The organism is Devosia sp. (genome assembly GCF_028290435.1).
GTDB lineage: Bacteria > Pseudomonadota > Alphaproteobacteria > Rhizobiales > Devosiaceae > Devosia.
In genome coordinates this window covers 17,501-40,580 of record NZ_JAQGJV010000015.1, presented here as the reverse complement: position 1 = coordinate 40,580, position 23,080 = coordinate 17,501, and the positions used below count along the sequence as shown (strand labels likewise).

Sequence of the window (23,080 nt, the reverse complement as noted above, 5' to 3'; positions counted from 1 at the left end):
CCATCAAAAAACCAATGAAAGCTATTGGAGTTCCGGAAACAAAAAAGCCACCCCAAGGGGTGGCTTGTTTTCGTGTCGCTTTCGAAGGCGACTGGTGCGGTCGAGAAGACTCGAACTTCCACATCTTGCGATACAGCGACCTCAACGCTGCGCGTCTACCAATTCCGCCACGACCGCACGCCATGGTAGAGCTTCCCCCTGCGGCGAAGCGTGATGGGCATGTAGCAAAGCTCATCCGTAACCTCAAGCGGTTAAATTGCCTAAGATGAGATAGTGCGTAAGAGAATTGTGGATGTCCCAGTCAGCACCAGGCGCGTCGAGCTTTGGGGCAGGCCGAGTCGAAAATGCTGGTCGTCGAGAACCGGAGCGGAACGTACGTTCGGGTACGTGAGCACCGGAAGCGCAGACGACCGGCATTTGCAGACCGGCATCCCCCAAAGATCGATGTGCCTAGCCGCGGCGGTAGACTTTTTCGGAGATGAGAACCCGCAACCGCCCCTCATCCACGCGCACTTCGCCATGCGCGACCAGCGTATTGTTCGCATAAATCCGCAGCGGGTCGTTCTCGGTTGTGTCCAGCTCGATCACCGCACCGCGGCCCATGCGCAGCAGATGATGCACCGGCATCGTCGTCGCGCCGAGCTCGACGGTGATGTCCACTTCAATATTGTCCAGAGTGCTCATAGATATGTCTCGAACCTTTGTCCGGCGCGCCACCTGGCGCTGTCGAAATTCAGGGCCGCTTCAGCTAAGCTGCACCGTGACTCTCGGGCGGAATCTCTCCGGGTAATCTTCTGGCAACTATGGTTATCAAAGTGTTAATGCCGCGATCCGACATCGAGCCCCCTGCTCATAAAATGCTGCGGGCCGATGCCAAACCGGTCGAGTGGATCATTTCCGCCACGCCCGTGCCCTACCCCCAGGCGCTCGACGCCATGCGCGCCCGCGCCGCCGCCATCGCGGCCGGCGAGGCGGCCGAGGCCGTCTGGCTGCTCGAACACCCCCCGCTTTACACCGCCGGCACCTCGGCCCACGCCGATGACCTGCTGTCCGACCGCTTCCCGGTCTATGATGCGGGCCGTGGCGGCCAGTACACCTATCACGGCCCCGGCCAGCGCGTGGCCTACATCATGCTCGACCTGCGCGAGCGCGGCCGCGACATCCGCGCTTTGGTGCAGTCCCTGGAACAATGGGTCATCGACACCATGGCCGCCTTCAACATCCGCGCCGAACGCCGCCCCGGCCGCGTCGGCGTCTGGGTTGCGCGCCCCGACAAAGGCATCGGCCGTGAGGACAAGATCGCCGCCATTGGCGTGCGCGTCTCCAAATGGGTGACTTTCCACGGCATTTCGCTCAACGTCTCGCCGGACCTGAGCCATTACGACGGCATCGTCCCCTGCGGAATCGCCGACCAGGGCGTCACCAGCTTCGAGGACCTCGGCCATCTCGTCTCCCTGCCCGAAGTCGATTCGGTCCTCCGCCAGACCTTTGAGGCGCAGTTTGGGCCAACTATTGCCGTCTCAGCAGAGCTGCCAAGCGCGTGAGATTTGCCAGCGCCGCCCCAAATAGTGCAGACATGGCGAAACCGGCCTGAATCGTGGAGACCGAAATGACCCTGGATGACCTCAAGCGCCTGTTTACGAGACAAACGCTGTTCAAGCTCGACTCCATCTTGTCACCGCGCCTGGTGCCGATCCTCTACGCGCTCGGCCTCTGCGCCATCCTGCTCTGGGCCATTGGCCATCTGTTCTTCACCTTCGGCTCCGGCTTCGGCAATGGCCTTTGGGGCCTGCTCGAAATTGCCGTCTTCAGCCTCCTGTCGTGGATTCTCCTGCGCATCGGCTGCGAGGCCTTGCTGGTCTATTTCAAGGCCCACGAATCCAGCAGCGACAGCGTCAACCGCTCGCGCTACTCGGCCTCGCTGCTCGATGAAGTGCGCGACGCCATTCGCGACCTGGCCGAAGAAGGCGAAGACCGCGACTACGCCGAGGCCGACGAATACATCACCCCGGCAACCGAACCCGGCCCCTATTACCCGCAGACGACGCCGGCTACCCCACCGGGCACGCCGCCCCTGCGCGCTCCCGCGACCGAGCCCGGCGAAGTGTTCAAGCCCAAACGCACCGCAAAGCGCACGCCGACACCAAGGACTTAGAGTTCGCGAAGGCGAAACCTCCTCTCCTTTGCGTTGATCCCTCCCCCACTCGATCCTTCCCGGTGGCTTGACCCCGCGGGCCGCTCTCACTACGGCCCAAGCGGCGAACGGCCCGCGGATTAAGTCCGCGGAAGCCCGGTAGATGCCGTAAAAAAGCCGCCGCGAACTCAATCGCGGCGGCTTCTTCATCTTCAGGCCAAAAAGACCCTACTTCTTGTTGACGCTCCACGCGCCCGGCCCTGCAAACACCAGGTACAGGAACACGAAGCAGAACAGGATCGCCGCATCGCCGCCATTGTTGGACGGGAACACGCTGTTGGGAGCATGCGCCATCCAATAGGCAACGGCCATTTCGCCGGCGGCGATGAAGGCGGCGGGGCGCGTGAAGAAGCCGACGAGGATCAGCAGGCCGCCGACGATCTCGATAAGGCCGGCCAGACCGAACAGGCTCATCAGCGGCGGGGAGAATTCCGCTGCGGGAAAGCCGATAAGCTTTTGCGTGCCATGCAGGATGAACAGGATTGCAGCCACGATGCGGAGCACCGCGAGGGCCTGCGGCGCGTAAACGGAGAGACGATCGAACATTGGTGGACTCCTTAAGCGTTTCCAGGAAAAGTGCGAAGCGGTTTTCCGGTTCGGAAGCGCGGCTCAGTTGAAGCAGTTCATCTTCGATGAGCTGCTGCGGATATGACGGCGCCACCTCAACTGACGCTCGAATATCTTCCCCACTAGCTCAGTCCATTGCAACCCATAACCTGCACAGTAACGATCACACTGTTCACCGATCCCGGCTTTCAACCCTGCGTGTTCACCGCTGCGCACACGCCAGCCCCGCGACAGTCACATTGCGTAACCGTCAGATTTTCTGTATGACGCCGCCAACCTTCGAACATTGGAATACAAGCTCACATGAGCCAAGCGCCAAAAATTGGCCTCGTCAGCCTCGGCTGCCCCAAAGCCCTCGTCGATAGCGAGCGCATCATGTCCACCCTTCGCGCGCAGGGCTATTCGTTCAGCCGCGACTATGCGGGCGCCGATATCGTGCTCGTCAACACCTGCGGCTTCCTCGATAGCGCCAAGCAGGAATCGCTAGAAGCCATCGGCGAAGCGCTGGCCGAAAACGGCCGCGTCATCGTCACCGGTTGCCTCGGCGTCGAGGAAGAGCTGATCCGCAAGACCCATCCGTCCGTGCTCGCCATTTCTGGCCCGCATCAGTACGAGAACGTCGTCAGCGCCGTGCATGAGCATCTGCCGCCGGTGCCGAACCGCTTCGTCGACCTGGTCCCCGAACAGGGCCTCAAGCTCACGCCGCGCCATTACGCCTATCTGAAAATTTCCGAAGGCTGCAACAATCGCTGCTCCTTCTGCATCATTCCCCAAATTCGCGGTGATCTGGCTTCCCGCCCCGCTGCCGGCATTCTGGGCGAAGCCGAAGGCCTGATCCGCGGCGGCGTCAAGGAACTGCTGGTCATCTCCCAGGATACCAGCGCCTACGGCGTCGATATCAAATACGCCGAGAGCAATTATCGCGGCCGCCCGGTCAAGGCGAAGTTCTATGATCTCGCCAAGGAACTCGGCCAGCTCGGCGCCTGGGTCCGCCTGCACTATGTCTATCCCTACCCGCATGTCGATCAGGTCATGGAGCTGATGGCCGAAGGTCTGGTCCTGCCCTACCTGGACATCCCCTTCCAGCACGCCTCGCCAAAGATCCTCAAGGCCATGCGCCGCCCGGCCCATCAGGACAAGACGCTGAATCGCATTCTCAACTGGCGCGAGCAAGTGCCTGATCTGACTGTGCGTTCCAACTTCATCGTCGGTTTCCCGGGCGAGACCGAAGAAGATTTCGAGATGATGCTCGACTTCATCGAAGAAGCCGAAATTGACCGTGCCGGCTGCTTCAAATACGAGCCCGTCACCGGCGCCCCCGCCAATGAGCTCGCCGATATCGTCCCCGACGACGTCGCGCAGGATCGTTTCGAACGCCTGATGGAAGTCGCCCAGAACGTCTCGACCGGCCAGCTCGCCAAAAAGGTCGGCCGCACCATCCAGGTGCTGGTCGATGATGTGCAGCCCGACGCCAACAAGGCCATCGCCCGCTCCAAGTGGGATGCTCCCGAGATCGACGGCCAGGTCATCGTCTCCAACGCCACCGGCATCAAGCCCGGCGACATGATCGACGTCCTGGTCACCGACAGCGACGAATACGACCTCTTCGCAACGCCCGTGAAGGCGCTGAACTAGCCTGCAAAATCGATGTCACCCCGGCGCAAACCGGGGTGCATCCCGCGACGCTCGATCTCCACTAGGTTGACCACCGCAAAGTGCGTTGCGCTTCGGGTCAGAGCGAGTCGAACCGAAGCTCCGCGCAAGCGAACACGGTGGGCCTCGAGAACCGGAGCGGAGCGTACTCAAGTGCGTGAGCACCGGAGGGCAGCAAGCCGCCGTTTGCAGACCGCCCTCACCCGAAGCCCAATGCACTTTTGTCGCGTGCGCCGCGCCAGCCCGTGAGCCGATCCCGCCCGGCGAGCTTGGCGCCATACAGCGCCTGATCGGCCCGCCCCACCAGCTCTACCGCCCCGCGCAAATCCTCGTCCGGACGATAGCACGCAATGCCGATGCTGGCCGTGACAATGCCCTTCTCGCTGCCGGCATGGGCCATCCCCAGCGCCCGCAAGCCCTTCAGAAACTCATCGGCGATGGCGAACGCCCCGTCCTCGTCGGTATCGGGTAGGATCGCCACGAATTCCTCGCCGCCATAGCGCGCCGCCACGTCGCTCGACCGCTTCAGCACCCGCTTGAACTCGGCACTCACGGCGCGCAGGCACGTGTCGCCTTCCTGATGGCCATAATGATCGTTGAACGCCTTGAACCGATCGATATCCATCAGCAACAGGCTGATCCAGCTCTTGTCGCGCGCGCTGCGCGCCAGTTCGCCCTCCAGCGCCTCGTCGAACGCCCGCCGGTTCAACAGCCCGGTCAGCCCGTCGGTCACCGCCTGCTGCTGCAGCAGGTTGGTCAGCGCCCGCAGATTGGTCTCCGCCGTCTTGATCTTGGTGATATCCGACACCACCACCATGCTCGCCCCGTCGGGAGACGCGCTGGTGCGAAACTGAACCCAGCGTCCGCCAACCAACGGCACGTCATGTTCGGTGGGCGTATACAGCGCCGCCTCCGTCAGATTGACCCATTCTTCCAGATCATCCACTTCCAGCACGGTCTGCTCGCCGCGTTGCGCCGACGCCCGCAAGATATCGCGCACATGGTTGCCCGGCACGCGCACATCCCGCGTCAGTGGAAAGCTGTCGCGATATTGCTCGTTGCTGAACACCATGATCCCGTTGCGGTCGAACACCGCCACGCCGTCGGCCATCTGCGCCATCGCATAGGACAACTGCTGCTGGCTTTGCTCCAGCGCCAGCTCCAGGTTGCGCCGCTCGGTCACGTCGCGATTGAGGGTGATGATTCCCGCCGCCGCGCCGCTGTCATCGAACAGCGGCACCTTGAGCGTCGACAGCCACTTCGGATTGCCGTCCAGATCGGGCAGTTTCTGTTCGATGCTCGTCATCACGCCCCTGGCCATGACGTCCAGTTCATCCTGCCGGAAGCGGCTCGCCACCGGCGGCGCATAGAAATCCGCGTCGGTCTTGCCGATCAGTTCGGCCGCGCTTTTGGCATGCATCAGCGCCGCGGTCGCCGGATTGGCGGCGATGAACCGGCCATCGCGATCCTTGACGTTGAGGCTGTCCGGCAGCGACTCGATGATGGTGCGGTAGGTCTGGTTTTCGCGCACTGCAATGCGCCGGCGCTCGTCATAGAGCAGCGCCAGCCCCGCCAGCAGGCTCGATATGAAATGCAGCACGGCGCTTGGCACCGCTGTCTGTGCCAGGGCAGCATCGCGATGCTGGCTCGGCAGCACGAACACAATGATGATGCCCATCGCCGCTATCAGCAAGGCGAGAACCAGCACATCGCGGCGCCGCAATTTGCGCCCGCGCGCCGCGGCATAGAGCGCCAGGCTCAGCCCTACGGCCACCGCGATACCGAGGCACCCGCCCCACGCTCCCGCGCCGCCCATATAGAGCCGATATCCGGCCGCAATCAGTGCTGCCGTCAATCCCGCCACCGGCCCGCCAAACAATCCCGCCGACGAAATCAGCGTCGTCCGCAGGTCGATAAACACGCCTTCATCCAACATGAAGGCGCTCAGCATAGCCATCACTGCGCCAATGCCGAACAGCGTTCCCAGCGCAAGGGCGCGCACCCACGGCGACCAGCGGTCGAACATGGCCTGTATATAGGCCCAGCTGGAGACGAAAATCGTCACCACTGCCAGATTTGCCAAGAGTCCGTACCAGACGGGATGCATTCGGTATTTCTACTGACTGTTAAAAATGGGCACTATGTCACTGAACCAGTTTCGCATTTTGCCTATAACGAATGCTTACGCTTTTGCCCGGCATCCACCATTGTCACCCTGTAATCGGTCTCATATCAGCCGGTCAGGCCGCGCCACGCCACCAGACACACGCAACAATTTCGCCTGAGACCTCGTTCCCGCGCAACGCCATTGCCCCTCCCGGCAACATCGTAAATTAGTCATCCACATCAATGCTTTACGTTTGACGCGCCCAAACCCGCTGCTAGGTTCCCTCCACCTTTCCCGCACAGCCCTTCGGAGCCCGCGTCACATGAAGAAGTTCCTCGCCATCGCCGTGGCAGCCCTGGCGTTGGGCGGCACGCCCGCTTTCGCCCAGCCAACGCAGATTCTCAACGTCTCCTACGACATTTCCCGCGAGCTGTTCGAAGCCATCAACGCCGCCTTCATCCCCGCCTACAAGGCATCCACCGGCGTCGATCTCACGGTCGATCAGTCCCATGCAGGCTCGTCCGCCCAGGCCCGCGCCGTGCTTGAAGGCCTGCAGGCCGATGTCGTCACCTTCAACCAGGTCCCCGATATCCAGAAGCTTGCCGATGGCGGTTTCGTTGCGGCCGATTGGGCCACCCAGTTCCCCAACAACGCCTCCCCGTTCTACTCGTTTCCGGCCTTCCTCGTCCGCGCCGGCAATCCCAAGGGCATCAAGGACTGGGGCGATCTCGCCGCCGATGGCGTCCAGGTGATCTTCCCCAATCCCAAGACGTCCGGCAACGGCCGCTACACCTATCTGGCCGCTCGCGCCTGGGCCGATGAGGAATATGCCGGCGACGAAACCAAGGTCGAACCCTTCCTGACCAAGCTGTTCGCCAATGTGCCGGTCTTTGAAACCGGCGGCCGCGCCGCCACCACCGCCTTCACCGAACGCCAGCAGGGCGACGTCCTCGTCACCTTCGAAGCCGAAGTGCAAGGCGTGCGCAAGCAGCTCGGCGCCGACAAGTATGACGCCGTCATCCCCAGCGTCAGCCTCTTGTCCGAGTTCCCCGTCGCCATCGTCGACAAGGTCGCCGATGCCCGTGGCAGCCGTGATATCGCCAAGGCCTATCTCGATTTCCTCTTCACCCCCGAAGGCCAGGAGATCGCCGCCGCCAACTTCCACCGCGTCAACAATCCCGAAATCCTGGCCGCCCACGCCGCCGATTTCCCGGCCATTCGCCTCGTCACCGTCGAAGACGCATTCGGCGGCTGGAAGAAGGTCTCCGAAGAGCATTTCGCCGATGGCGGCCTGCTCGACAAGGTGTTCGTCAATCAGTAAGCACCTGAGCAATCATGACTCTCGACGGCGTGGCACTAAGCCACGCCGTTTGACTTGATGGGATAGTATGGCCGCTCGTCGCTCCAAGCATCTCCTGCCCGGCTTTGGTGTGACCCTTGGGGTCACCATGCTGTATCTCGTCATCATCGTCGTGCTGCCGCTGCTCGCCATGCTGCTCAAGGTGGGCGGCATGGGCTGGCCCGAATTCTGGCGCATCATCTCCATGCCGCGTTCGCTCGCCGCCTACCGCGTTACCTTCGGCTCAGCTCTCGCCGCCACCGCGTTCAACGGTGTTTTCGGCATGCTGATGGCCTGGGTACTCACCCGTTACCGCTTCCCCGGCAAGCGCCTGCTCGATGCCCTGATCGACCTGCCCTTCGCGCTGCCCACCGCCGTCGCCGGCCTGACCCTCGTCACGCTCTTTTCCCAAACCGGTTGGTATGGCCAGTTCCTCGAACCCCTCGGCATCAAGGTCAATTACTCCCAGCTCGGCATCATCGTCGCCATGATCTTCACCTCGATCCCCTTCGTGGTCCGCACCGTCCAGCCGGTGCTCGAAGACCTTCAGGTCGATCTCGAGGAGGCCGCCAAGACCCTCGGCGCCACCAATTGGCAGGTCTTCACCCGCATCATCGCCCCGGTCATCCTGCCGGCCTTCATGGCCGGCTGCGTTCTGTCCTTCGCCCGCAGCCTCGGCGAGTTCGGCGCTGTCGTGTTCATCGCCGGCAACCTGCCCGGCCTCACCGAAATCGTCTCGCTGCTGATCTTCATCCGCCTCGACGAATACAATTACGAAGCCGCCGCCGCCTTGGCGCTGATTCTGCTGCTGACCGCCTTCGCGACCCTCTTCATCACCAACGCGCTCCAGGCCTGGCAATTGCGCTACACCGACCGGACCCGCTGATGACCGAGCTCGTCCACCGCCGCAGCCTCGCCGAACGCATTTTCATCGCGCTGGCCTTCGCCGTCTCCGCGCTGGTTCTCATGGTGCCACTTGCCGTTATCTTTGCCTTCGCCTTCCGCGAGGGCGTCAGCGTCTACTTTTCCAACATCCTTGAGCGCAACACGCTCCACGCCATCGGCCTGACGGTGCTGACCTCGCTTGTCGTCGTCCCGATCAACGTCGTCTTCGGCGTCTGCGCCGCCTGGCTGGTCACCCGCTTCCGATTCCCCGGCCGGCAATTTCTCATCACCGTCATCGAGATACCCTTCTCGGTCAGCCCCATCGTTGCCGGCGTCATCTACCTGTTCCTCTATGGCGGCCAAGGCCTGCTCGGCCCCGCGCTGGCCAGCGTCGGCGTCCAGTTGATGTTCACCGTCTCCGCCATTTTCCTCGTCAGCCTGTTCGTCACCGCCCCCTTCGTGGCGCGCGAACTGATCCCCCTGATGCAGCAACAGGGCTCCGAGGACGAGGAAGCCTCGCTCTCCCTCGGCGCCAATGGCTGGCAGATGTTCACGCTCGTCACCCTGCCCAATATCCGCTGGGCCCTGCTCTACGGCGCCATCCTCTGCAATGCCCGCGTCATGGGCGAGTTCGGCGCCGTCTCCGTCGTCTCCGGCGCCATCCGCGGCCAGACCAACACCCTGCCCCTGCAGATCTCGCTGCTGTTCAACGACTTCAACGTCACCGGCTCCTTCGCCGCCGCCTCGGTGCTCGCCTTGGCCTCGGTCATCACGCTAGTGCTGAAAACCGCCGTCGAATCCAAAGGCTGGCGCTAGAAGCTCACCTGCAAGCCGAACTGCGCCTTGCCCGACGTCCGTTCGCTGCCCAAGCCCCTGGTATAGCTGGCATTCCCGAACACGCTGACCTTCGGGGCCAGCTCTGCGCTAAAGCCAACGCCCACCTCTACCGCCGTGTCATCATGCCGGGTTTCCAGCCGGTCAGCATCGAGCATCGTTTCGGTGCTGCCGAAATCTTGCCAAAGATTGGCGAATAGCGCCGGCTCGATAAACCCGTTTTCCAGCGCAATCCGGTTGTCCAGCCGCACGCCGATACGGCCGGTCGCCCCGCTGGCCTGGCTGAAGCGCACATCGGCAAAGCTGTCCGAGGTCTGGTCCAGCCACAAGCCCTGCCAGATGATCTGACCCTGCGGCTCCAATGTCCACCCGCCCGCCAGCGGCAGCGGATACCCCGCCTCCAGCGACGCTATCAGCCCAAGGCCGGACACATCCACACCCACGTCCCGCGTCGAAGTCGCGGACCCGCCGAGCCAGGAGCCCATCAGCACGCCGTCGACATACCAGCCGGACGGGCCGACCTGGGTCAGATACACCCCGGCCTGCGTCGAATTGAGATTGAGTGTGCCGACATCATAATCGGCCCAACCCAGCGCAAAGCCGCGAATGTCGCCACTCATGCCCGCCATGCCGGTAAACACGCCACCGGTCGTCCGGTATCCGTCGCTTTCCGTGTTGAGCAGGTCGAGCCCGGCCTGAACGCCATAAGTCTGCCCATCGAACGTGGGCGCGACCGTGGCGGTCCAGGATTGTTCGGTGCGCTGCCCATAGACTCGCAGCCAGCCCGGCTGCGTGTCATCCACGACATTACCCTGGCTGCCCCGGCGCTCGTCCAGCGTCCCCAGCGCTTGTAATCCCAGCGCCAGCGCCGCGACCGGCACCACCGCATAAGTGGCCGCTTCCAGCCGATAGAGCGGCACCGCCGCGGCCCCCGCCAGCAGGTCCGCCGTCGGCAGCCGGGCCTGCGACGTGGGCGGCACGATCGACAGGCGCCCCGCAGATGGCGCGGTTCGTGTCGGCGCCGCCACGCCAGGGTCCAGTACCGGATCTGGATCGATCGGCTGCGGCGCGATCGGCGGCACCACCGGCGGATCGGCCGGCACCACCGGCGCTTCCACGTCCGGCACCGGCGGCCCGGGATTGATCACCGGTCCCGGATCGGGCGGCGTCGGCACTGGCTCATTCACCGGCGGCGGCGGTGCGGGCGGCGGTGGCGCCGGTGGCTCGGGCGGCGGCGGCGCTGGCGGCAGCGGCACGTTAATCAGGCTGGAGCGCAGATACCAGTTCTCCCCTGTGTTCGCCTCCACGCCACCTTTGAACAGCAGGTATTCATAAGCCCCCGCCGCCACCGCCCGGTCCAGCGCGAAGGCGTCACCATTTGTTGTCCCGCCATTGATTGCCTGCACCACCATGATGCCGCTCTGGCTAGTGCTCGCGCCTGGTCCGCCCGCATTGACGATGCCGAGCCCCGTCAGCCCGCTTGCCGTCCCAACCGAAATAAGCAACCGGTCCGACGCCGAGCCGTCAGTGCCCAGATAGGTATCGAGCACCACCGAGCCATTCAGGCCTACATAATCACCGCTGATGGTCAGCCGGTCGGTTGGCGTAGTGACCGCGTGGCTCATATAGATCGTGCCCGCATTGCTCACGCGCGCCAGTCCCGCCCCGAACGGGCCGATCGCCGCATTGCCATTGACGATAATGTCGCTGGTCGTATCGATCCCCAGCGAACCGGTCAGCGTATCGCCGCCTCCCAGCACCAGTGGCCGTCCGTCCAGCGTGAACGACGAACCGTTGGTCAGCTCGATAGCCTCCCAATTGGTATAGCGCGCGCCATTGGCGCTCTGCGTGTCGTCGAAAATCAGCACGTCCGTCGCCGGCGTCACCACGCGCGCATCGGTGCCCACGCCGCCATCGATCGACGGCGTCACCGAAAGCGTCGCTTCCCGCAGGCCGCGCAAGGTCGCCAGGTCCCCGTCTTGCCCCATCAGCACACTGCCGAACACCGCGCCGCCGCCGTCCCAGGTCAGCTCGTCATTGCCGAAGCTCATGCGGATTTCGCCGCCCACCGTCCCACCGCTCAGCCGCATGATATCGTTGCCGCCACTGACGCTGATATTGCCGCCTACGGTGCCGCCAGACATGTCGATGGTGTCGAGCCCAAAGCCCGTCACCAGGTTGCCGTGGATGCGCCCGCCCTGCAGATAAAAGAAATTGTCGGCCAGCTTCATGTCGACCCGGCCGATCGTGCCGCCACTCATGACCGCGTAATCGCCGTCCTCGAACGCTCCGGTGATGCTCCCGTCACTCATGTTGAAAGTGTCGTAGCCATCGCCCTGCTGCAGCGAGCCGATCTGCCCGCCGCTCATGGTGAAGTCGTCGATGCCGTTGCCCTGGCTCACGGCCCCCGTCACCTGCCCCGAGGCCATGGTCACCCGGTCCGCGCCGCCGCCGAACGTGACATTGCCATTGATCACCCCGGCGCCGCCGGCTGGAAAGGTCAGGCTGTTATTGCCGCTCGGATCGCTCAGTCCCCCCGATACGCCGCTATCGCAAATATAGGCGTCATCGCCCGCCGTCGGGGCGAACACACAGGCCGCTTCCGCACCGCTCGACCACAGGATCGTGGTGATGGCTGTCGCCGGGACAAGCAGGCATACGCGTCGAAAGCCGAGCTCAAATCGCATGGTGTGACCCCAGCGGTGAGACATACGCAATAAGTTCGACGCTGGCTTCAGAATAACCCAGCCGGAAAAAAACACCAGCCAGTGGCTGGTTTAGCTCAATCCGGCCGCTACCTGTAGACCTCAAACACCCGGGCGCTGCCCTTCGCGCTCCCTTTCAAATGATTTGGGGCGCCACCGGCGCCCCATCATCCTACCAGCTCTTCAGCCCCAGCAACTTCTCCCCCAGCGGGTTCAACTTCGCCGTCTGCGCATGCTTCTTCTCCCACTCGCGCGGGTCCCCCGGGAACGCATCGCGCTTGGGCGAATCCAGTTCCCGCCACAGCCGCACCCGCTCGGCACGGTCGATCACGTCGCCCTCATTGGCCGGATACATCGAGATATACTGCGCCATCCGCACCCGGTCCTTGGAGTGGTTCGGCCGCACGCCATGGGCCAAGAGCGTATTGAAGATCATCAGGTCGCCCGGCTCCATCTCGATATTGGTGATGGTCAGCCCCGTCGTATCCGGATGCATCGGATCGCGATCCGCCGGCTGCGTCTTCACCCAGGTATCGAAGTTGTAGAACAGCTCCGGAATGCACTGGAACCCACCGACGTCCCCATCCTGCTTGACGAGGCTCAACACCCCCTGCACGCCGATCGGCAACGGATCGAGCGAGGTGTCGCTGTCCCAGTGGATGAACCCGTTCGGATTGCCATGCACCTTCTTGGGCACATTCAGGTTCGCCCGGTCGATCGACACCCACAGCTCTTCCAGGTCCCAGATGTCCACGAACGCATCGTACATGCGCTGTTCCATCCGGTTGTCCCACAAGTACTGGTGGTTGTAGATTTCCACCATGCCGGTGCCGTTGAGCTCCTTCATGAGGTGGTCGCGCCGCTGCGGGGCATACCAGGTGCTCTGGTCTGCCGGATTCTTTTCATCAAAATCCCAGAGTAAAGCCTTGAGCCGCTCGACATTTTGCTGCGGAACCGCATTTCGAACAATCACATAGCCCTTCGTCACCCAGTGCTGCCAGTCGGCTGGGCTCAGCACTCTCAGGGGCAGCTTCTTGACGATATCCTTGAGCTGCGTGGTCACGACCTGCGTCGTCGGATGGCTGTCGCGTTTGGCTTCGGCTTGCATGAAACTCTCCCATGTCTCGTCCCCTCAGGACTGTTCGATGGGGTTAACCTACCGCCACGCCGCCACCAAAGCTTGCCTTGGACCGGCAACTATTGATACTATTCTGGCGTCCACGACTGCTCCGGTGCCAGATGAAGCCCTATCTCGAACACCTCACGGTCACTGACGACGCCTCCTGGGCCATGCTCAACCGCCGCCTCGACGACGCCATTCCCTTCCAATGGCATCACCATCCCGAATACGAACTGACCCTCACCCTCAATTCCCGTGGCCAGCGCTTCATCGGCGACCATATTGGCCAATACGACGATGGCGACCTCGTCCTCATCGGCCCCTACCTGCCGCACACCTGGTCGTCCATCGACCAGCCCGATCCGGCCCAGCCGCACATCGCCCTCGTCATGTGGTTCCTCCAGGACTGGGCCGATCACCTGACCGCCAAATTCCCCGAGCTGCGCAACATCGGCGCCATGCTCACCCGCGCCGCCGCCGGCCTGCGCTTTTCCCCCGCGACCGCCGCCGCCGCCCGCCCCCTGATCGAAACCCTGTTTCAGCGGCCCCCAACCGAGCGCTTCCTGCTCCTGCTGCAAGTCCTCAGCCTGCTCGCCGCCGACCGCGCCGCCACCCCCCTCGCTGCCACCGCCCCCAATGCCACCGGCCCCACCGCCGACCGCACCCGCATCGACCGCGTCCTCAACCACATCCACCAAAACTTCGCCGAGCCGCTGACCATCGCCACCTTGGCCGATATCGCCGCCCTCAGCCCCTCAGGCCTGCACCGCACCTTCCTGCGCCACACCAGCCAGACCGTCAGCCAATACCTGATCCGCCTCCGCATTGGCCGCGCTTGCGCTCTCCTGTCCTCCACCGCCATCCCCATCGGCCAGATCGCCGGCGACGTCGGCTATGACTCCCTCGCCAACTTCAACCGCCAGTTCAAAGCCCTCAAGCAAGTGACTCCGCGCCAATACCGATTGGCGTTTGTCTGACGCGTTATTCTGCGGCGGCTGGTGCCCACAGCGTCTCCCGCCGCTCCAGCGCCACCGAAATCCCGAACAACATCAGCCCGCCGACTGCCATCACTGCGCCGACGACCCCGGTCGACCCCCAGCCATAGCCCGCCGAAATCGCCATCCCACCAAACAGTGCGCCCAGCGCATTAGCGAGGTTGAACGCCGCGTGGTTCAGCGTTGCCGCCAGCGTCTGCCCATCCGCTGCTACGTCCATCAGCCGCGTCTGCAGCGCCGTGCCGATTGCCACCGTGAAGCCGACGCACAGCACGCTCAGCGATGCCCCCAGTACCGATTGCGCCATGATCGGTATCGCAGCCAGCACCAGCACGTTGAACGCCAGCATCCCGCCGATGGTCCGCATCAGCGCCTTGTCCGCCATGGCCGCGCCGACAATATTGCCCAACGTCATGCCCACCCCGAACAGCGCCAGCACCAGCGGCACCCAACCGATTGGCACACCCGCCACTTCCGTCAGCAACGGCACCACATAAGTGAACACCGAGAACATCCCGCCGCAGCCGATCGCCGCGATGCCCAGCGTCAGCCACACCTGCGGACGCTTGAGCGCACTCAATTCCTTCAGCGGCGACGCCCCGGCGACCAGCGCCATCGGCACCACAAATCGCGCGATCATTGCAAAGGCCACAACCCCGATCACGCCCACCCCGGCGAAAGTCGGCCGCCAGCCCATGCCCTGTCCCAGCCACGTCGCCACAGGCAGGCCCACCAGCGTCGATATGGTCAGCCCCAGCATCACCCGACCCACCGCCCGGGCCCGATAGCCCACATCCACCATCGAGGCCGCCACCAGCGCCGCAATGCCGAAATAGGCCCCATGCGGCAGCCCGCTGATAAACCGCAGCACGATCAGCGACGCATAATTCGGCGCCACCGCGCTGCCGAAATTGCCCAGCGCAAACAGCACCATTAATCCCAGCAGCAGCGGCCGCCGCCCCAGCTTGGCGCCCAGGATAGCCACCAGCGGCGCCCCCACCACCACGCCCAACGCATAGGCGCTGATCACATGCCCCGCTTCCGGCGCGCTGATTCCAAGGTCTGCTGCAAGGTTAGGCAGCAATCCCATGATCGCGAACTCGCCAGTCCCGATTCCAAACGACCCCACCGCCATCGCCAAGATCGCCAGCTTGGCCCCCGTGGTGAGGCCGCTCGCTACAGATGCAATATTAGACACGGCGCATACTCCGGCGACAGTCAGCCTCGGCTGAAACCGATTTGTCCTGTCGGCAATGTGGATTAGCCGGCTCGGGAGGAGCGGGGCACGCCATAGGTGTACGTGCCTCAACCGGCGCGCCGCAATCGCCAAATCCGCATTGCGGCATTGCAGCGCAGCGGACCGCGTGCCACCCGATCAAAGATCAAGCAGTCCCATCGTCGCCCTTGAGGGCGTCGACGCGGCCCGTAGGGCAAATCGCTCCATGAGAGCTACGCTCGAATGGCTGGTCACGGGTGAGGTGGCAACACACTCGATCCCAGAATTCGAACTTCGCCTCACCTCGCTCCAATTCAGCCCCAGTTCACCCACCAACTGGCACTCCCGCTCCAAACAACCCCGCCCGGAGCGCGCGCCATCGCCACCAGAATCCTCGCCATCGCCCACATCCTCGTCGGCCTGGCCTGCTCCGCCATCGCCATCCCCTTTATCGGCCTGTTCCTCACCGATCCTGGCGCCAATCCCGGCTACCGCGCCACCGGCGGCGGGTTTATCCTGCTGTTCGTCGTCTACTTCGCCCCTAGCGTCATCGGCGGCATTGGCCTGCTGTTCAACGCCCGCTGGTCGCGCCTGCTTCTTCAGGTTCAGGCTTTCGCCTACCTCTTCCTGATCCCGCTCGGCAGCGCGCTTGGCGTTGTAACACTCGTCGTCCTCTTGGGCGGCCAAACGCCCTCCGGCGCGACGATGGATCAATCCGGCGAGGCCGTACCCGCCCCCGGAACGCTGCACAGATTCCTCAACCACCCGCTCGGCAGCGTCGGCAGCGTCGTTGCCGCGATGGCTATTGTCGGCCCCGGATTCATCATCGCCATAGCCCTGCTCTACCACCTCAACGAACCCCGCACGCCGCCCGAACTTGACCAAGCCGCCATCATCGCCCTCCCAATCTTGCTCGTCGCCGTCTTCGTGCTGATCCGCTCCATCCTCATGTCCGACGGCACTACCGCGCCCAATTGGGGTGGCATCGATTTCTTCTACGTCCGCCGGCGCCGCTGGGCTCAGATATCCCGCCTTCGGACCCAAGCGGAACACCAGCGCGTCCAACACCTCGCCGCCGACCCTGTCCTGCGCAAATACGCCGACCTGATCCGCGCCGGCCAACATTGGTCCGACGGCCAGATCGAATATGATCTGGATCCAACCCGCCTCGTCACTTGCATCCACATCCGGCGCATCGAGCGCGCCATGCGCGATGCCGGCATTCCCATTCGCCCGCTTTACGGCGCCCTCGCTCACGCCGCTTGCTGCGTCGATGGCCCGCGCCTCCAAGCCCGTTTCGAGATAACCCACCCCGTCTGGTTTAGCGACGACATCGCTGGCGACCGCCCCTACGACCCCGAAGGTGCCGGCATCATGTGCAGCGAACACGGCTCCGGCATCTGGCTCCTCCACCCCCGTGATGCCAAACCGGAAACGCCAATCTTCCCCACGCTGCCCCACTGAACCATCCGTCTCGTGGGGCGGGCCAGGGGTGGGGGGACGTTTAGCCCCAATCCAACCATTTCCCCGGGTCACCCCGCGAAAACCGAAAACCTCCGCTTCACGCCCTACCCTTGAGTAAAGCCCCGCCGTGGGGGTAAGCCTGTTCAACCTCGATGCGATCGGCACCCACCTTGCACACCACCCACACCATCCCCCTGTCCCATCACCGCGCCCTCACCCTCGGCCCCACGCCCACCCTCATGGGCATCCTCAACGTCACCCCTGATAGCTTCTCCGACGGCGGCGAACACGCCCTCCTCGACGCCGCCATCGCCCATGCCCACGCCATGATCGCCGAAGGTGCCGACATCATCGATATCGGCGGCGAAAGCACTCGCCCCGGCGCCGCCCCGGTCTCGATTCAAGACGAACTCGACCGCGTCATCCCCGTCATCGAGGCCCTCGTCGCCGCCGGCATCACCGCGCCCATTTCCATCGACACCTATAAGCCCCTGGTCGCCGACCAGGCCATCCAGTCCGGCGCCGCCCTCATCAACGACGTCCACGGCCTGCAAGGCGCGCCCGAAATGGCCGACATCGCCGCGCTCCACAACGTCCCCGTCATCGCCATGCATTGGGACAAGGCCCGCGATCTCACCAAACCCATCACCGATGAAGTCCGCCGCTATTTCGATGCCACAATAGCGCTGGCCGAGCGCGCGGGGATAAGCCGCACAAACCTGATCCTCGATCCCGGCTTCGGTTTTTCCAAGTCGCTGGCCGAGAACTATCAACTGCTTCAAGAAATCCAGCATGCTTGTTCAGGAACCACCCAAAACGACCACTTTCCGATTCTGGTCGGCACCTCGCGAAAATCCATGATCGGCAAACTGCTCGGCAATGAGCCGCACGAGCGTCTCGCCGGCACCATCGCCACCAACGTGCTGGCCTACTCCAAAGGCGGGCATATCTTTCGCGTCCACGATATCCGCCCCAATCGCGACGCCCTTCGCGTGGCGCAAGCAACGCTGTATGGTCCCCCCGAAAACCCGAGGTGACCACATGGCCGATCCTTTCACTGGCGACCGTATCATCCTGAAAGACCTGGGCTTTTACGGCTACCATGGGGTCTTCGCCGAGGAAGCCAAGCTCGGCCAGCGATTCTTCATCGATCTGGAATTGGGCGCCGATCTGTCGGCCGCGGCTGAAAGCGACCGCCTCTCGTCCGGGATATCCTACGCGGATATCTATGACGTGGTGAAACAGAGCTTCGAAGACCGCCGCATGAAGCTTCTGGAAGCCGTTGCCAATAACATTATCGAGGCACTCTTCCAGTCTTTTCTAGGGATTAACTGGGTAATCCTGCGCATCCGCAAACCCGAAGCCCCCATCGCCATGGTCCGTGGCGAAGTCGCCATCGAGCTCCACCGCGTCCGGAAATAGTCAATGATGTCAAAAGCTTGGCTCAGTCTTGGCGCCAATATCGGCGATCCACCGGCCCAACTGGCCGATGCAGTCGATCGAATCATTTCGCAGCCGCAGATCGCCCTGATTGCGACCTCGACCGTCATCACCACAAAACCCTGGGGCAAGACCGATCAACCCGACTTCGCCAACATGGCGATGAGCATTGTCACCAGCCTCAAGCCATTGAAATTGCTGGACGTTCTGCAATCCATCGAGCTCGCCATGGGTCGCGAACGTATCGAAGTCTGGGGCCCGCGCCTTATAGATATCGATATCATCGCCTATGACCGGCGGATCGACTTATCCCCGCGCCTGACCCTGCCGCATCCCTATGCGCACGAACGCGATTTCGTCCTCGATCCCCTGCGCGAGATCGATCCCGAAACCGCCGATTGGGTCATCGCCATGGCAGCCAGCAAAGCCTAATTGCGCAGCCATTCCACGACGTTAGCGGCAGTATCGAATTCCAGCCGCCGCTTGGCACGCCGCTCGGCCGCCTCTTCGTCCTGCCCCCAGGCGCGGATCTGGTGATCCTCATCCACATGCGCCGCCGCCCACACCTGGTCCGGCGTAAACAACTTATGCAACAGCCCGATCGCCAGCAGTCCCGACCCCGTCAGCCCGGTGATCGACACCAGCGCCGTCATCACCAGCAGTCCCTCGGCCTGCAGCGAATCGCCTAGCCGCGCCAGCGTCGCCGCCGGCTGCGCCTGGTGGATAATTCCGATAGTGGGTTGAAAACTCACGCCAAAATGGCGCGCCAGCGTTACCAACGACGCGTCCCAGCTTGCTTCCTGTTCGTCCACCAGCGTCTGCGGGGCCTCGGCCCGATACAGCAGTGCATCGCCCGCGGCAAACTTCAGCACCTCGTCGCGGAACGCCGGGATCATCTTCTCCCCGCTCTCCAGCGCCGAATTGATCAATCGTACCATGGGCATAGGATCGGGATTGACAAACTCTCCCTGCGCCGCCCACTCCGCCGCCATCACCGTGGCGATCTCTGCGACCGGCACCACCACCGCGATCTTGCCCGGCGTCTTCACCGGCCGCCCATCCAGCGCCACCGTGAACCCGCCGTCCACCGCTAAGACACTGACCTCCTTATAGAATCGCTTCGGCAGATCCGACTTCACCCGATGATGCGCCCGGCCAAGACCCGCGTCAGCATGCTGGTGGGCATCTTCAAGCTGGTCACGCATCGCTCAACTCCAATACCGTCCTGATCGCCGCATCGAGGTCCTCATAGCGATCGATCACCGCGTCCGCCCCGGCCTCCAGCAATTCCGCCGTCTCATGATAACCCCATGAAACCGCAATAGCTTTCGCGCCCGCAGCCTTGCCCATCTCGATATCGAACGTGGTATCGCCGACGATCACAGTCTGCTCGGCCGTCGCCCCGGTCTCGCTCATCGCCCGATACATCATCCCCGGATGCGGCTTGGACGGATTATGGTCCGGCGTCTGCAGCGTCACGAAATAGTCCTCGATGCCATGCAGCCCCAAAATGCGATGCACCCCATTGAGCCCCTTGCCCGTGGCAATGCCCAGTTGCGTATCCGGCCACAGCCGCAGTCGCTCCAGCGCGGCCAGGGCACCGGGAAACAGGCCCTCTCGCCCCTCATCCGTCACCACGGAGGCGCGATAGTGGCTCTTGTAGCTTTCCACCAACCGCTCGATCAGCCCCGTATCATCGCTCTTGGCCAGCCGCCCCAGCGCCACCGGCAGCGATAGCCCGATCACCCGCCGCGACTCTTCCGGCCCCGGCGCTTCCAGCCCCGCGCCCGAAAATGTCGCCGCCATATGCTCGGTGATCAGGGCCTGCGTGTCGATCAGCGTGCCGTCCATATCGAACATGACGAGGATCATGCGCCCTCCTCCTCCGGGTCCTGTTGCTGGATATCGTACCGATCGGGATCGAAGCCCAGCGCATCAAAACTCTGCCGCATGTGCGGCGGCAGCGGGGCCGAAATATCCAGGCGCTTTCCGCCCCTTAGCGGGAACGCGATACGTCGCGCATGCAGATGCAACGCCTCGCCCAGCCCCGGCGCGCCCTGCCAGTTCTCAATATTGAAGTAGCGCGGATCCCCGATGATCGGCGTTCCCAACTGCGCCATATGCACGCGCAACTGATGCGTACGTCCGGTCACCGGCTTCAGCGTCACCCAGGCAAAGCGCCGGCTGGCCGTATCCGTGGTCGAATAGTAGGTCGTCGAATGCTGCGCGCCCGGCGTGCCGTTCTTCACGACAACCACCTGCTCGCCATCCATGCCACCCTGCTTGGCGAGGAAACACGAAATCTCGCCCTGCTGCGGATGGGGATTGCCGGCGACAACCGCCCAATAGATTTTCCGCGCCGAACGCGAACGGAACACCGTGCCAAAATGACTAGCCGCAGCATGCGTCTTGGCAACAACCAGACAGCCCGACGTGTCCCGGTCCAGCCGGTGCACCAGGCGCGGTGGCTCGCCCTTCTTGTTGGGCAGACTTTTCAGCATCCCGTCGAGATGGCGATAAGTGCCGCTGCCGCCCTGCACCGCCAAGCCGCTGGGCTTGTTGAACACGTAGATGTCGTCATCCTCATAGAGGATCAGGTCGCGCAGGAAATCGGCGTCCTCGTCGCGCACCTTGACCGGCTTGACCGTTTCGGGATCGTCGATAGGTGGAATGCGCACGGTCTGGCCAGCAACCACTCGCGTACTGGTCGTCACCTTGGCCTTGTCGACCTTGACCTCGCCATTGCGGATCAGCTTTTGCAAACGCCCGAAACCGAGCTGGGGAAAATGGTGCGCGAACCAACGGTCCAGCCGCATTCCATCTTCGTCCTGGCTCACCAGGCGCTGTTGAACCGCACTCATACGGGCAGGCCTCTTGTCATCAAAAGCCCCAGATATAGGCAGACGACCGAAACCACAACCGACAACACCACATAGGTGCCCGCCTGCCCGATTTCGCCGCGCTCGATCAAGGCAATCGTATCCAGCGAAAACGAGGAAAACGTGGTGAACCCGCCCAGCACGCCGACCGCGAGGAATAGCCGCCCTTCAGGTGCCCAGCTCGGCATGGCCTTGGCCATCCAGCCGACCAAGAGCCCCATGGCCAGCGAGCCGATAATGTTGATGAGCAGCGTCGCTAATGGAAAGCCGGATGGCCACAGACGGCCTACCAAGATTGATGCCCCGTAGCGAGCCATGGCGCCGATACCCCCGCCGACGCCCACCAATACCACGCCAACCATTACTCGCCCCCGCCGCGCTTTTCCGCCCGCAACCGTTCGAAATATTCGATCCGCTTGCGATATTCCCGCTCGAATCCGCGCTCCACCGGCTCGTAGAATTTCTGGCGACCGATCTTTTCGGGGAAGTATTCCTGGCCCGAAAAACCCTCTGGCGTGTCGTGGTCGTATTGATAGCCGTCGCCGTAGCCAGAGCCCTTCATGAGCTTGGTCGGCGCATTGAGGATGACCATGGGCGGCATCGGCGAGCCCGTCGCCTTGGCAACACTCGTGGCGCCCTTGAAGGCGGTGTAGACCGCGTTCGACTTGGGGGCGAGCGCCAGATAGACGACAACCTGCGCCAGCGCCAACTCGCCCTCGGGCGATCCCAGCATCTGGTAGGCGTCTCGCCCGGCAACGGCCTGCGGCAAGGCCTGGGGGTCAGCCAAGCCAATATCCTCGACCGCCATGCGGATCAGCCGTCGGGCCAGGAACAGCGGATCCTCACCGGCATCGAGCATGCGCGCAAAGTAATAGAGAGCCGCATCGGGGTCCGAGCCGCGCACCGTCTTGTGCAGGGCCGAAATCAGGTTGTAGTGCCCGTCCTGCGCCTTGTCGTAGATCGGCGCGCGGCGCTGCACCACGGTCAGCAGCGCCTGCCCATCCAGCACCTCGCCCGGCTTGGCGGAGGACAGCACTTCCTCGACCAGTCCCAGCAGCGCCCGGCCGTCGCCATCGGCCAATGTCAGTAGCGTTGCGCGCGCCTCATCGTTGAGTGGCAGCGCCTCGCCAGTCAGTTCCTCCGCCCGCTCGACCAGCAGGCCCAGGTCTTCCAGCGACAACGACTCGAACCGCAAAACCTGACTGCGCGACAGCAAAGCGGCGTTGAGTTCGAACGACGGATTTTCTGTCGTCGCGCCCACCAGCACTACGGTGCCGTCTTCCATCACCGGCAGGAAGCCATCCTGCTGCGCTCGATTGAACCGATGGATTTCATCGACGAACAGCAGCGTCTTGTGGCCTGACAGCCGCTCGAACCGCGCCTTCTCGAACACCTTTTTGAGATCGGCGACGCCGGAAAACACCGCCGATATCTGCTCGAACCGATAGCCGATCTGGTCGGCCAGCAGCCGCGCCACGGTGGTCTTGCCGGTGCCCGGCGGTCCCCACAGGATCAGCGACCCCAGCCGCCCCGAAGCGATCATCCGCCGCAGTGTGCCATCGGGCCCCAACAGATGGGTCTGCCCGATCACCTCATCCAGTACCCGCGGCCGCAATTGGTCGGCCAGCGGTCGCGCGGTGTCACTATCGATGGGGTCGGCGGAAAACAGGTCGGTCATGGCC

The 23,080-nt window shown here is 63.4% G+C and carries 23 protein-coding genes and 1 tRNA gene; 11 read left to right on the top strand and 13 right to left on the bottom strand.

What is annotated here, in order from left to right; all coding sequences use genetic code 11:
- Window positions 1–92 precede the first annotated feature (92 nt).
- A tRNA-Leu gene (locus JWP26_RS04190) sits at window positions 93–177 on the bottom strand.
- 273 nt (window positions 178–450) lie between these two features.
- Window positions 451–684 (bottom strand): FliM/FliN family flagellar motor switch protein, encoded by a 234-nt coding sequence (locus JWP26_RS04185; protein WP_299723924.1) that lies wholly within the window; start codon window positions 682–684, stop codon window positions 451–453.
- A 137-nt stretch (window positions 685–821) separates the two neighbouring features.
- On the opposite strand from JWP26_RS04185, the gene lipB reads away from it, so the two are divergent.
- Together lipB and JWP26_RS04175 are read left to right on the top strand one after the other, a co-directional pair.
- A complete protein-coding gene (lipB, locus tag JWP26_RS04180) occupies window positions 822–1,544 on the top strand; it encodes a lipoyl(octanoyl) transferase LipB (protein ID WP_299723921.1) in 723 nt (240 codons plus the stop codon).
- Window positions 1,545–1,609: 65 nt separating this feature from the next.
- Window positions 1,610–2,155 carry a DUF4282 domain-containing protein gene (locus tag JWP26_RS04175; RefSeq protein ID WP_299723918.1) on the top strand — a complete coding sequence of 182 codons (546 nt, stop codon included), beginning with the start codon at window positions 1,610–1,612 and terminating at the stop codon, window positions 2,153–2,155.
- A gap of 207 nt (window positions 2,156–2,362) precedes the next feature.
- On the opposite strand, the gene JWP26_RS04170 is transcribed toward JWP26_RS04175, so the two are convergent.
- A complete protein-coding gene (locus tag JWP26_RS04170) occupies window positions 2,363–2,740 on the bottom strand; it encodes a DoxX family protein (RefSeq protein ID WP_299723915.1) in 378 nt (125 codons plus the stop codon).
- Between the two features lie 324 nt (window positions 2,741–3,064).
- Here JWP26_RS04170 and rimO point away from each other — a divergent pair, with 324 nt between their 5' ends.
- On the top strand, window positions 3,065–4,396 hold the full coding sequence (gene rimO / locus JWP26_RS04165; RefSeq protein ID WP_299723912.1) for a 30S ribosomal protein S12 methylthiotransferase RimO: 1,332 nt from the start codon (window positions 3,065–3,067) through the stop codon (window positions 4,394–4,396).
- 217 nt (window positions 4,397–4,613) lie between these two features.
- On the opposite strand, the gene JWP26_RS04160 is transcribed toward rimO, so the two are convergent.
- Complete coding sequence (locus tag JWP26_RS04160; RefSeq protein WP_299723909.1) at window positions 4,614–6,497, bottom strand: diguanylate cyclase; 1,884 nt, start codon at window positions 6,495–6,497, stop codon at window positions 4,614–4,616.
- Between the two features lie 346 nt (window positions 6,498–6,843).
- On the opposite strand from JWP26_RS04160, the gene cysP reads away from it, so the two are divergent.
- From cysP to cysW, 3 genes are all read left to right on the top strand, one after another.
- Window positions 6,844–7,842, top strand: a complete 999-nt coding sequence (gene cysP, locus JWP26_RS04155) for a thiosulfate ABC transporter substrate-binding protein CysP (RefSeq protein ID WP_299723906.1) — start codon at window positions 6,844–6,846, stop codon at window positions 7,840–7,842.
- 67 nt (window positions 7,843–7,909) lie between these two features.
- A complete protein-coding gene (gene cysT / locus JWP26_RS04150; protein WP_299723903.1) occupies window positions 7,910–8,746 on the top strand; it encodes a sulfate ABC transporter permease subunit CysT in 837 nt (278 codons plus the stop codon).
- Entirely contained in the window at window positions 8,746–9,561 is an 816-nt protein-coding gene (gene cysW / locus JWP26_RS04145; RefSeq protein WP_299723900.1) for a sulfate ABC transporter permease subunit CysW, read from the top strand. The genes cysT and cysW overlap by 1 nt, the downstream gene beginning before the upstream one ends.
- Here cysW and JWP26_RS04140 read toward each other — a convergent pair.
- The gene (locus tag JWP26_RS04140) at window positions 9,558–12,266 is read right to left on the bottom strand and encodes an autotransporter outer membrane beta-barrel domain-containing protein (RefSeq protein WP_299723897.1); all 2,709 of its coding nucleotides are present in this window, start codon (window positions 12,264–12,266) and stop codon (window positions 9,558–9,560) included. The two genes, cysW and JWP26_RS04140, sit on opposite strands and share 4 nt — an antisense overlap.
- A 190-nt stretch (window positions 12,267–12,456) precedes the next feature.
- Window positions 12,457–13,392 carry a phytanoyl-CoA dioxygenase family protein gene (locus JWP26_RS04135; protein ID WP_299723894.1) on the bottom strand — a complete coding sequence of 312 codons (936 nt, stop codon included), beginning with the start codon at window positions 13,390–13,392 and terminating at the stop codon, window positions 12,457–12,459.
- 131 nt (window positions 13,393–13,523) lie between these two features.
- Between JWP26_RS04135 and JWP26_RS04130 the strand changes: the two genes are divergently transcribed.
- Window positions 13,524–14,381, top strand: a complete 858-nt coding sequence (locus tag JWP26_RS04130; RefSeq protein WP_299723892.1) for an AraC family transcriptional regulator — start codon at window positions 13,524–13,526, stop codon at window positions 14,379–14,381.
- 4 nt (window positions 14,382–14,385) lie between these two features.
- Here JWP26_RS04130 and JWP26_RS04125 read toward each other — a convergent pair whose 3' ends face one another.
- Complete coding sequence (locus tag JWP26_RS04125) at window positions 14,386–15,597, bottom strand: MFS transporter (protein ID WP_299723889.1); 1,212 nt, start codon at window positions 15,595–15,597, stop codon at window positions 14,386–14,388.
- 177 nt (window positions 15,598–15,774) lie between these two features.
- A complete protein-coding gene (locus JWP26_RS04120; protein WP_299723886.1) occupies window positions 15,775–16,302 on the bottom strand; it encodes a hypothetical protein in 528 nt (175 codons plus the stop codon).
- An 18-nt stretch (window positions 16,303–16,320) separates the two neighbouring features.
- Between JWP26_RS04120 and JWP26_RS04115 the strand changes: the two genes are divergently transcribed.
- The 4 genes from JWP26_RS04115 to folK all read left to right on the top strand — a co-directional run bounded on the left by JWP26_RS04115 (window position 16,321) and on the right by folK (window position 18,951).
- The gene (locus JWP26_RS04115) at window positions 16,321–17,079 is read left to right on the top strand and encodes a hypothetical protein (protein WP_299723883.1); all 759 of its coding nucleotides are present in this window, start codon (window positions 16,321–16,323) and stop codon (window positions 17,077–17,079) included.
- Window positions 17,080–17,249: 170 nt separating this feature from the next.
- Window positions 17,250–18,116: a dihydropteroate synthase gene (gene folP, locus JWP26_RS04110; RefSeq protein ID WP_299723880.1), complete on the top strand. Its 867-nt coding sequence runs from the start codon at window positions 17,250–17,252 to the stop codon at window positions 18,114–18,116.
- 4 nt (window positions 18,117–18,120) lie between these two features.
- On the top strand, window positions 18,121–18,501 hold the full coding sequence (folB, locus tag JWP26_RS04105; RefSeq protein ID WP_299723877.1) for a dihydroneopterin aldolase: 381 nt from the start codon (window positions 18,121–18,123) through the stop codon (window positions 18,499–18,501).
- Window positions 18,502–18,504: 3 nt separating this feature from the next.
- Window positions 18,505–18,951, top strand: coding sequence for a 2-amino-4-hydroxy-6-hydroxymethyldihydropteridine diphosphokinase (folK, locus tag JWP26_RS04100; RefSeq protein ID WP_299723874.1), 447 nt, complete (start codon window positions 18,505–18,507; stop codon window positions 18,949–18,951).
- On the opposite strand, the gene JWP26_RS04095 is transcribed toward folK, so the two are convergent.
- The 5 genes from JWP26_RS04095 to JWP26_RS04075 are packed head-to-tail and all read right to left on the bottom strand — an operon-like array spanning window position 18,948 to window position 23,076.
- On the bottom strand, window positions 18,948–19,724 hold the full coding sequence (locus JWP26_RS04095; protein ID WP_299723871.1) for an ATP12 family chaperone protein: 777 nt from the start codon (window positions 19,722–19,724) through the stop codon (window positions 18,948–18,950). The two genes, folK and JWP26_RS04095, sit on opposite strands and share 4 nt — an antisense overlap.
- Entirely contained in the window at window positions 19,717–20,391 is a 675-nt protein-coding gene (locus JWP26_RS04090) for an HAD-IA family hydrolase (RefSeq protein WP_299723868.1), read from the bottom strand. The genes JWP26_RS04095 and JWP26_RS04090 overlap by 8 nt, the downstream gene beginning before the upstream one ends.
- Window positions 20,388–21,380 (bottom strand): RluA family pseudouridine synthase, encoded by a 993-nt coding sequence (locus tag JWP26_RS04085; RefSeq protein WP_299723865.1) that lies wholly within the window; start codon window positions 21,378–21,380, stop codon window positions 20,388–20,390. The genes JWP26_RS04090 and JWP26_RS04085 overlap by 4 nt, the downstream gene beginning before the upstream one ends.
- Window positions 21,377–21,760: a fluoride efflux transporter CrcB gene (crcB, locus tag JWP26_RS04080; protein WP_299723862.1), complete on the bottom strand. Its 384-nt coding sequence runs from the start codon at window positions 21,758–21,760 to the stop codon at window positions 21,377–21,379. Before crcB ends, JWP26_RS04085 begins: the two co-directional genes overlap by 4 nt.
- On the bottom strand, window positions 21,760–23,076 hold the full coding sequence (locus JWP26_RS04075) for a replication-associated recombination protein A (RefSeq protein ID WP_299723859.1): 1,317 nt from the start codon (window positions 23,074–23,076) through the stop codon (window positions 21,760–21,762). The genes crcB and JWP26_RS04075 overlap by 1 nt, the downstream gene beginning before the upstream one ends.
- Between the last annotated feature and the right edge of the window lie 4 nt (window positions 23,077–23,080).

Excerpts from the sequence above, each read along its gene's own strand:
- JWP26_RS04140 (WP_299723897.1), bottom strand. The coding sequence starts at position 12,266 with ATGCGATTTGAGCTCGGCTTTCGACGCGTATGCCTGCTTGTCCCGGCG.
- JWP26_RS04175 (WP_299723918.1), top strand. The coding sequence starts at position 1,610 with ATGACCCTGGATGACCTCAAGCGCCTGTTTACGAGACAAACGCTGTTC.
- folB (WP_299723877.1), top strand. The coding sequence starts at position 18,121 with ATGGCCGATCCTTTCACTGGCGACCGTATCATCCTGAAAGACCTGGGC.
- cysW (WP_299723900.1), top strand. The coding sequence starts at position 8,746 with ATGACCGAGCTCGTCCACCGCCGCAGCCTCGCCGAACGCATTTTCATC.
- folK (WP_299723874.1), top strand. The coding sequence starts at position 18,505 with ATGATGTCAAAAGCTTGGCTCAGTCTTGGCGCCAATATCGGCGATCCA.
- cysP (WP_299723906.1), top strand. The coding sequence starts at position 6,844 with ATGAAGAAGTTCCTCGCCATCGCCGTGGCAGCCCTGGCGTTGGGCGGC.
- crcB (WP_299723862.1), bottom strand. The coding sequence starts at position 21,760 with ATGGTTGGCGTGGTATTGGTGGGCGTCGGCGGGGGTATCGGCGCCATG.
- cysT (WP_299723903.1), top strand. The coding sequence starts at position 7,910 with ATGGCCGCTCGTCGCTCCAAGCATCTCCTGCCCGGCTTTGGTGTGACC.
- JWP26_RS04115 (WP_299723883.1), top strand. The coding sequence starts at position 16,321 with ATGGATCAATCCGGCGAGGCCGTACCCGCCCCCGGAACGCTGCACAGA.
- JWP26_RS04090 (WP_299723868.1), bottom strand. The coding sequence starts at position 20,391 with ATGATCCTCGTCATGTTCGATATGGACGGCACGCTGATCGACACGCAG.
- JWP26_RS04185 (WP_299723924.1), bottom strand. The coding sequence starts at position 684 with ATGAGCACTCTGGACAATATTGAAGTGGACATCACCGTCGAGCTCGGC.
- JWP26_RS04075 (WP_299723859.1), bottom strand. The coding sequence starts at position 23,076 with ATGACCGACCTGTTTTCCGCCGACCCCATCGATAGTGACACCGCGCGA.
- rimO (WP_299723912.1), top strand. The coding sequence starts at position 3,065 with ATGAGCCAAGCGCCAAAAATTGGCCTCGTCAGCCTCGGCTGCCCCAAA.
- JWP26_RS04170 (WP_299723915.1), bottom strand. The coding sequence starts at position 2,740 with ATGTTCGATCGTCTCTCCGTTTACGCGCCGCAGGCCCTCGCGGTGCTC.
- JWP26_RS04130 (WP_299723892.1), top strand. The coding sequence starts at position 13,524 with ATGAAGCCCTATCTCGAACACCTCACGGTCACTGACGACGCCTCCTGG.
- lipB (WP_299723921.1), top strand. The coding sequence starts at position 822 with ATGCCGCGATCCGACATCGAGCCCCCTGCTCATAAAATGCTGCGGGCC.
- JWP26_RS04135 (WP_299723894.1), bottom strand. The coding sequence starts at position 13,392 with ATGCAAGCCGAAGCCAAACGCGACAGCCATCCGACGACGCAGGTCGTG.
- JWP26_RS04085 (WP_299723865.1), bottom strand. The coding sequence starts at position 21,380 with ATGAGTGCGGTTCAACAGCGCCTGGTGAGCCAGGACGAAGATGGAATG.
- JWP26_RS04095 (WP_299723871.1), bottom strand. The coding sequence starts at position 19,724 with ATGCGTGACCAGCTTGAAGATGCCCACCAGCATGCTGACGCGGGTCTT.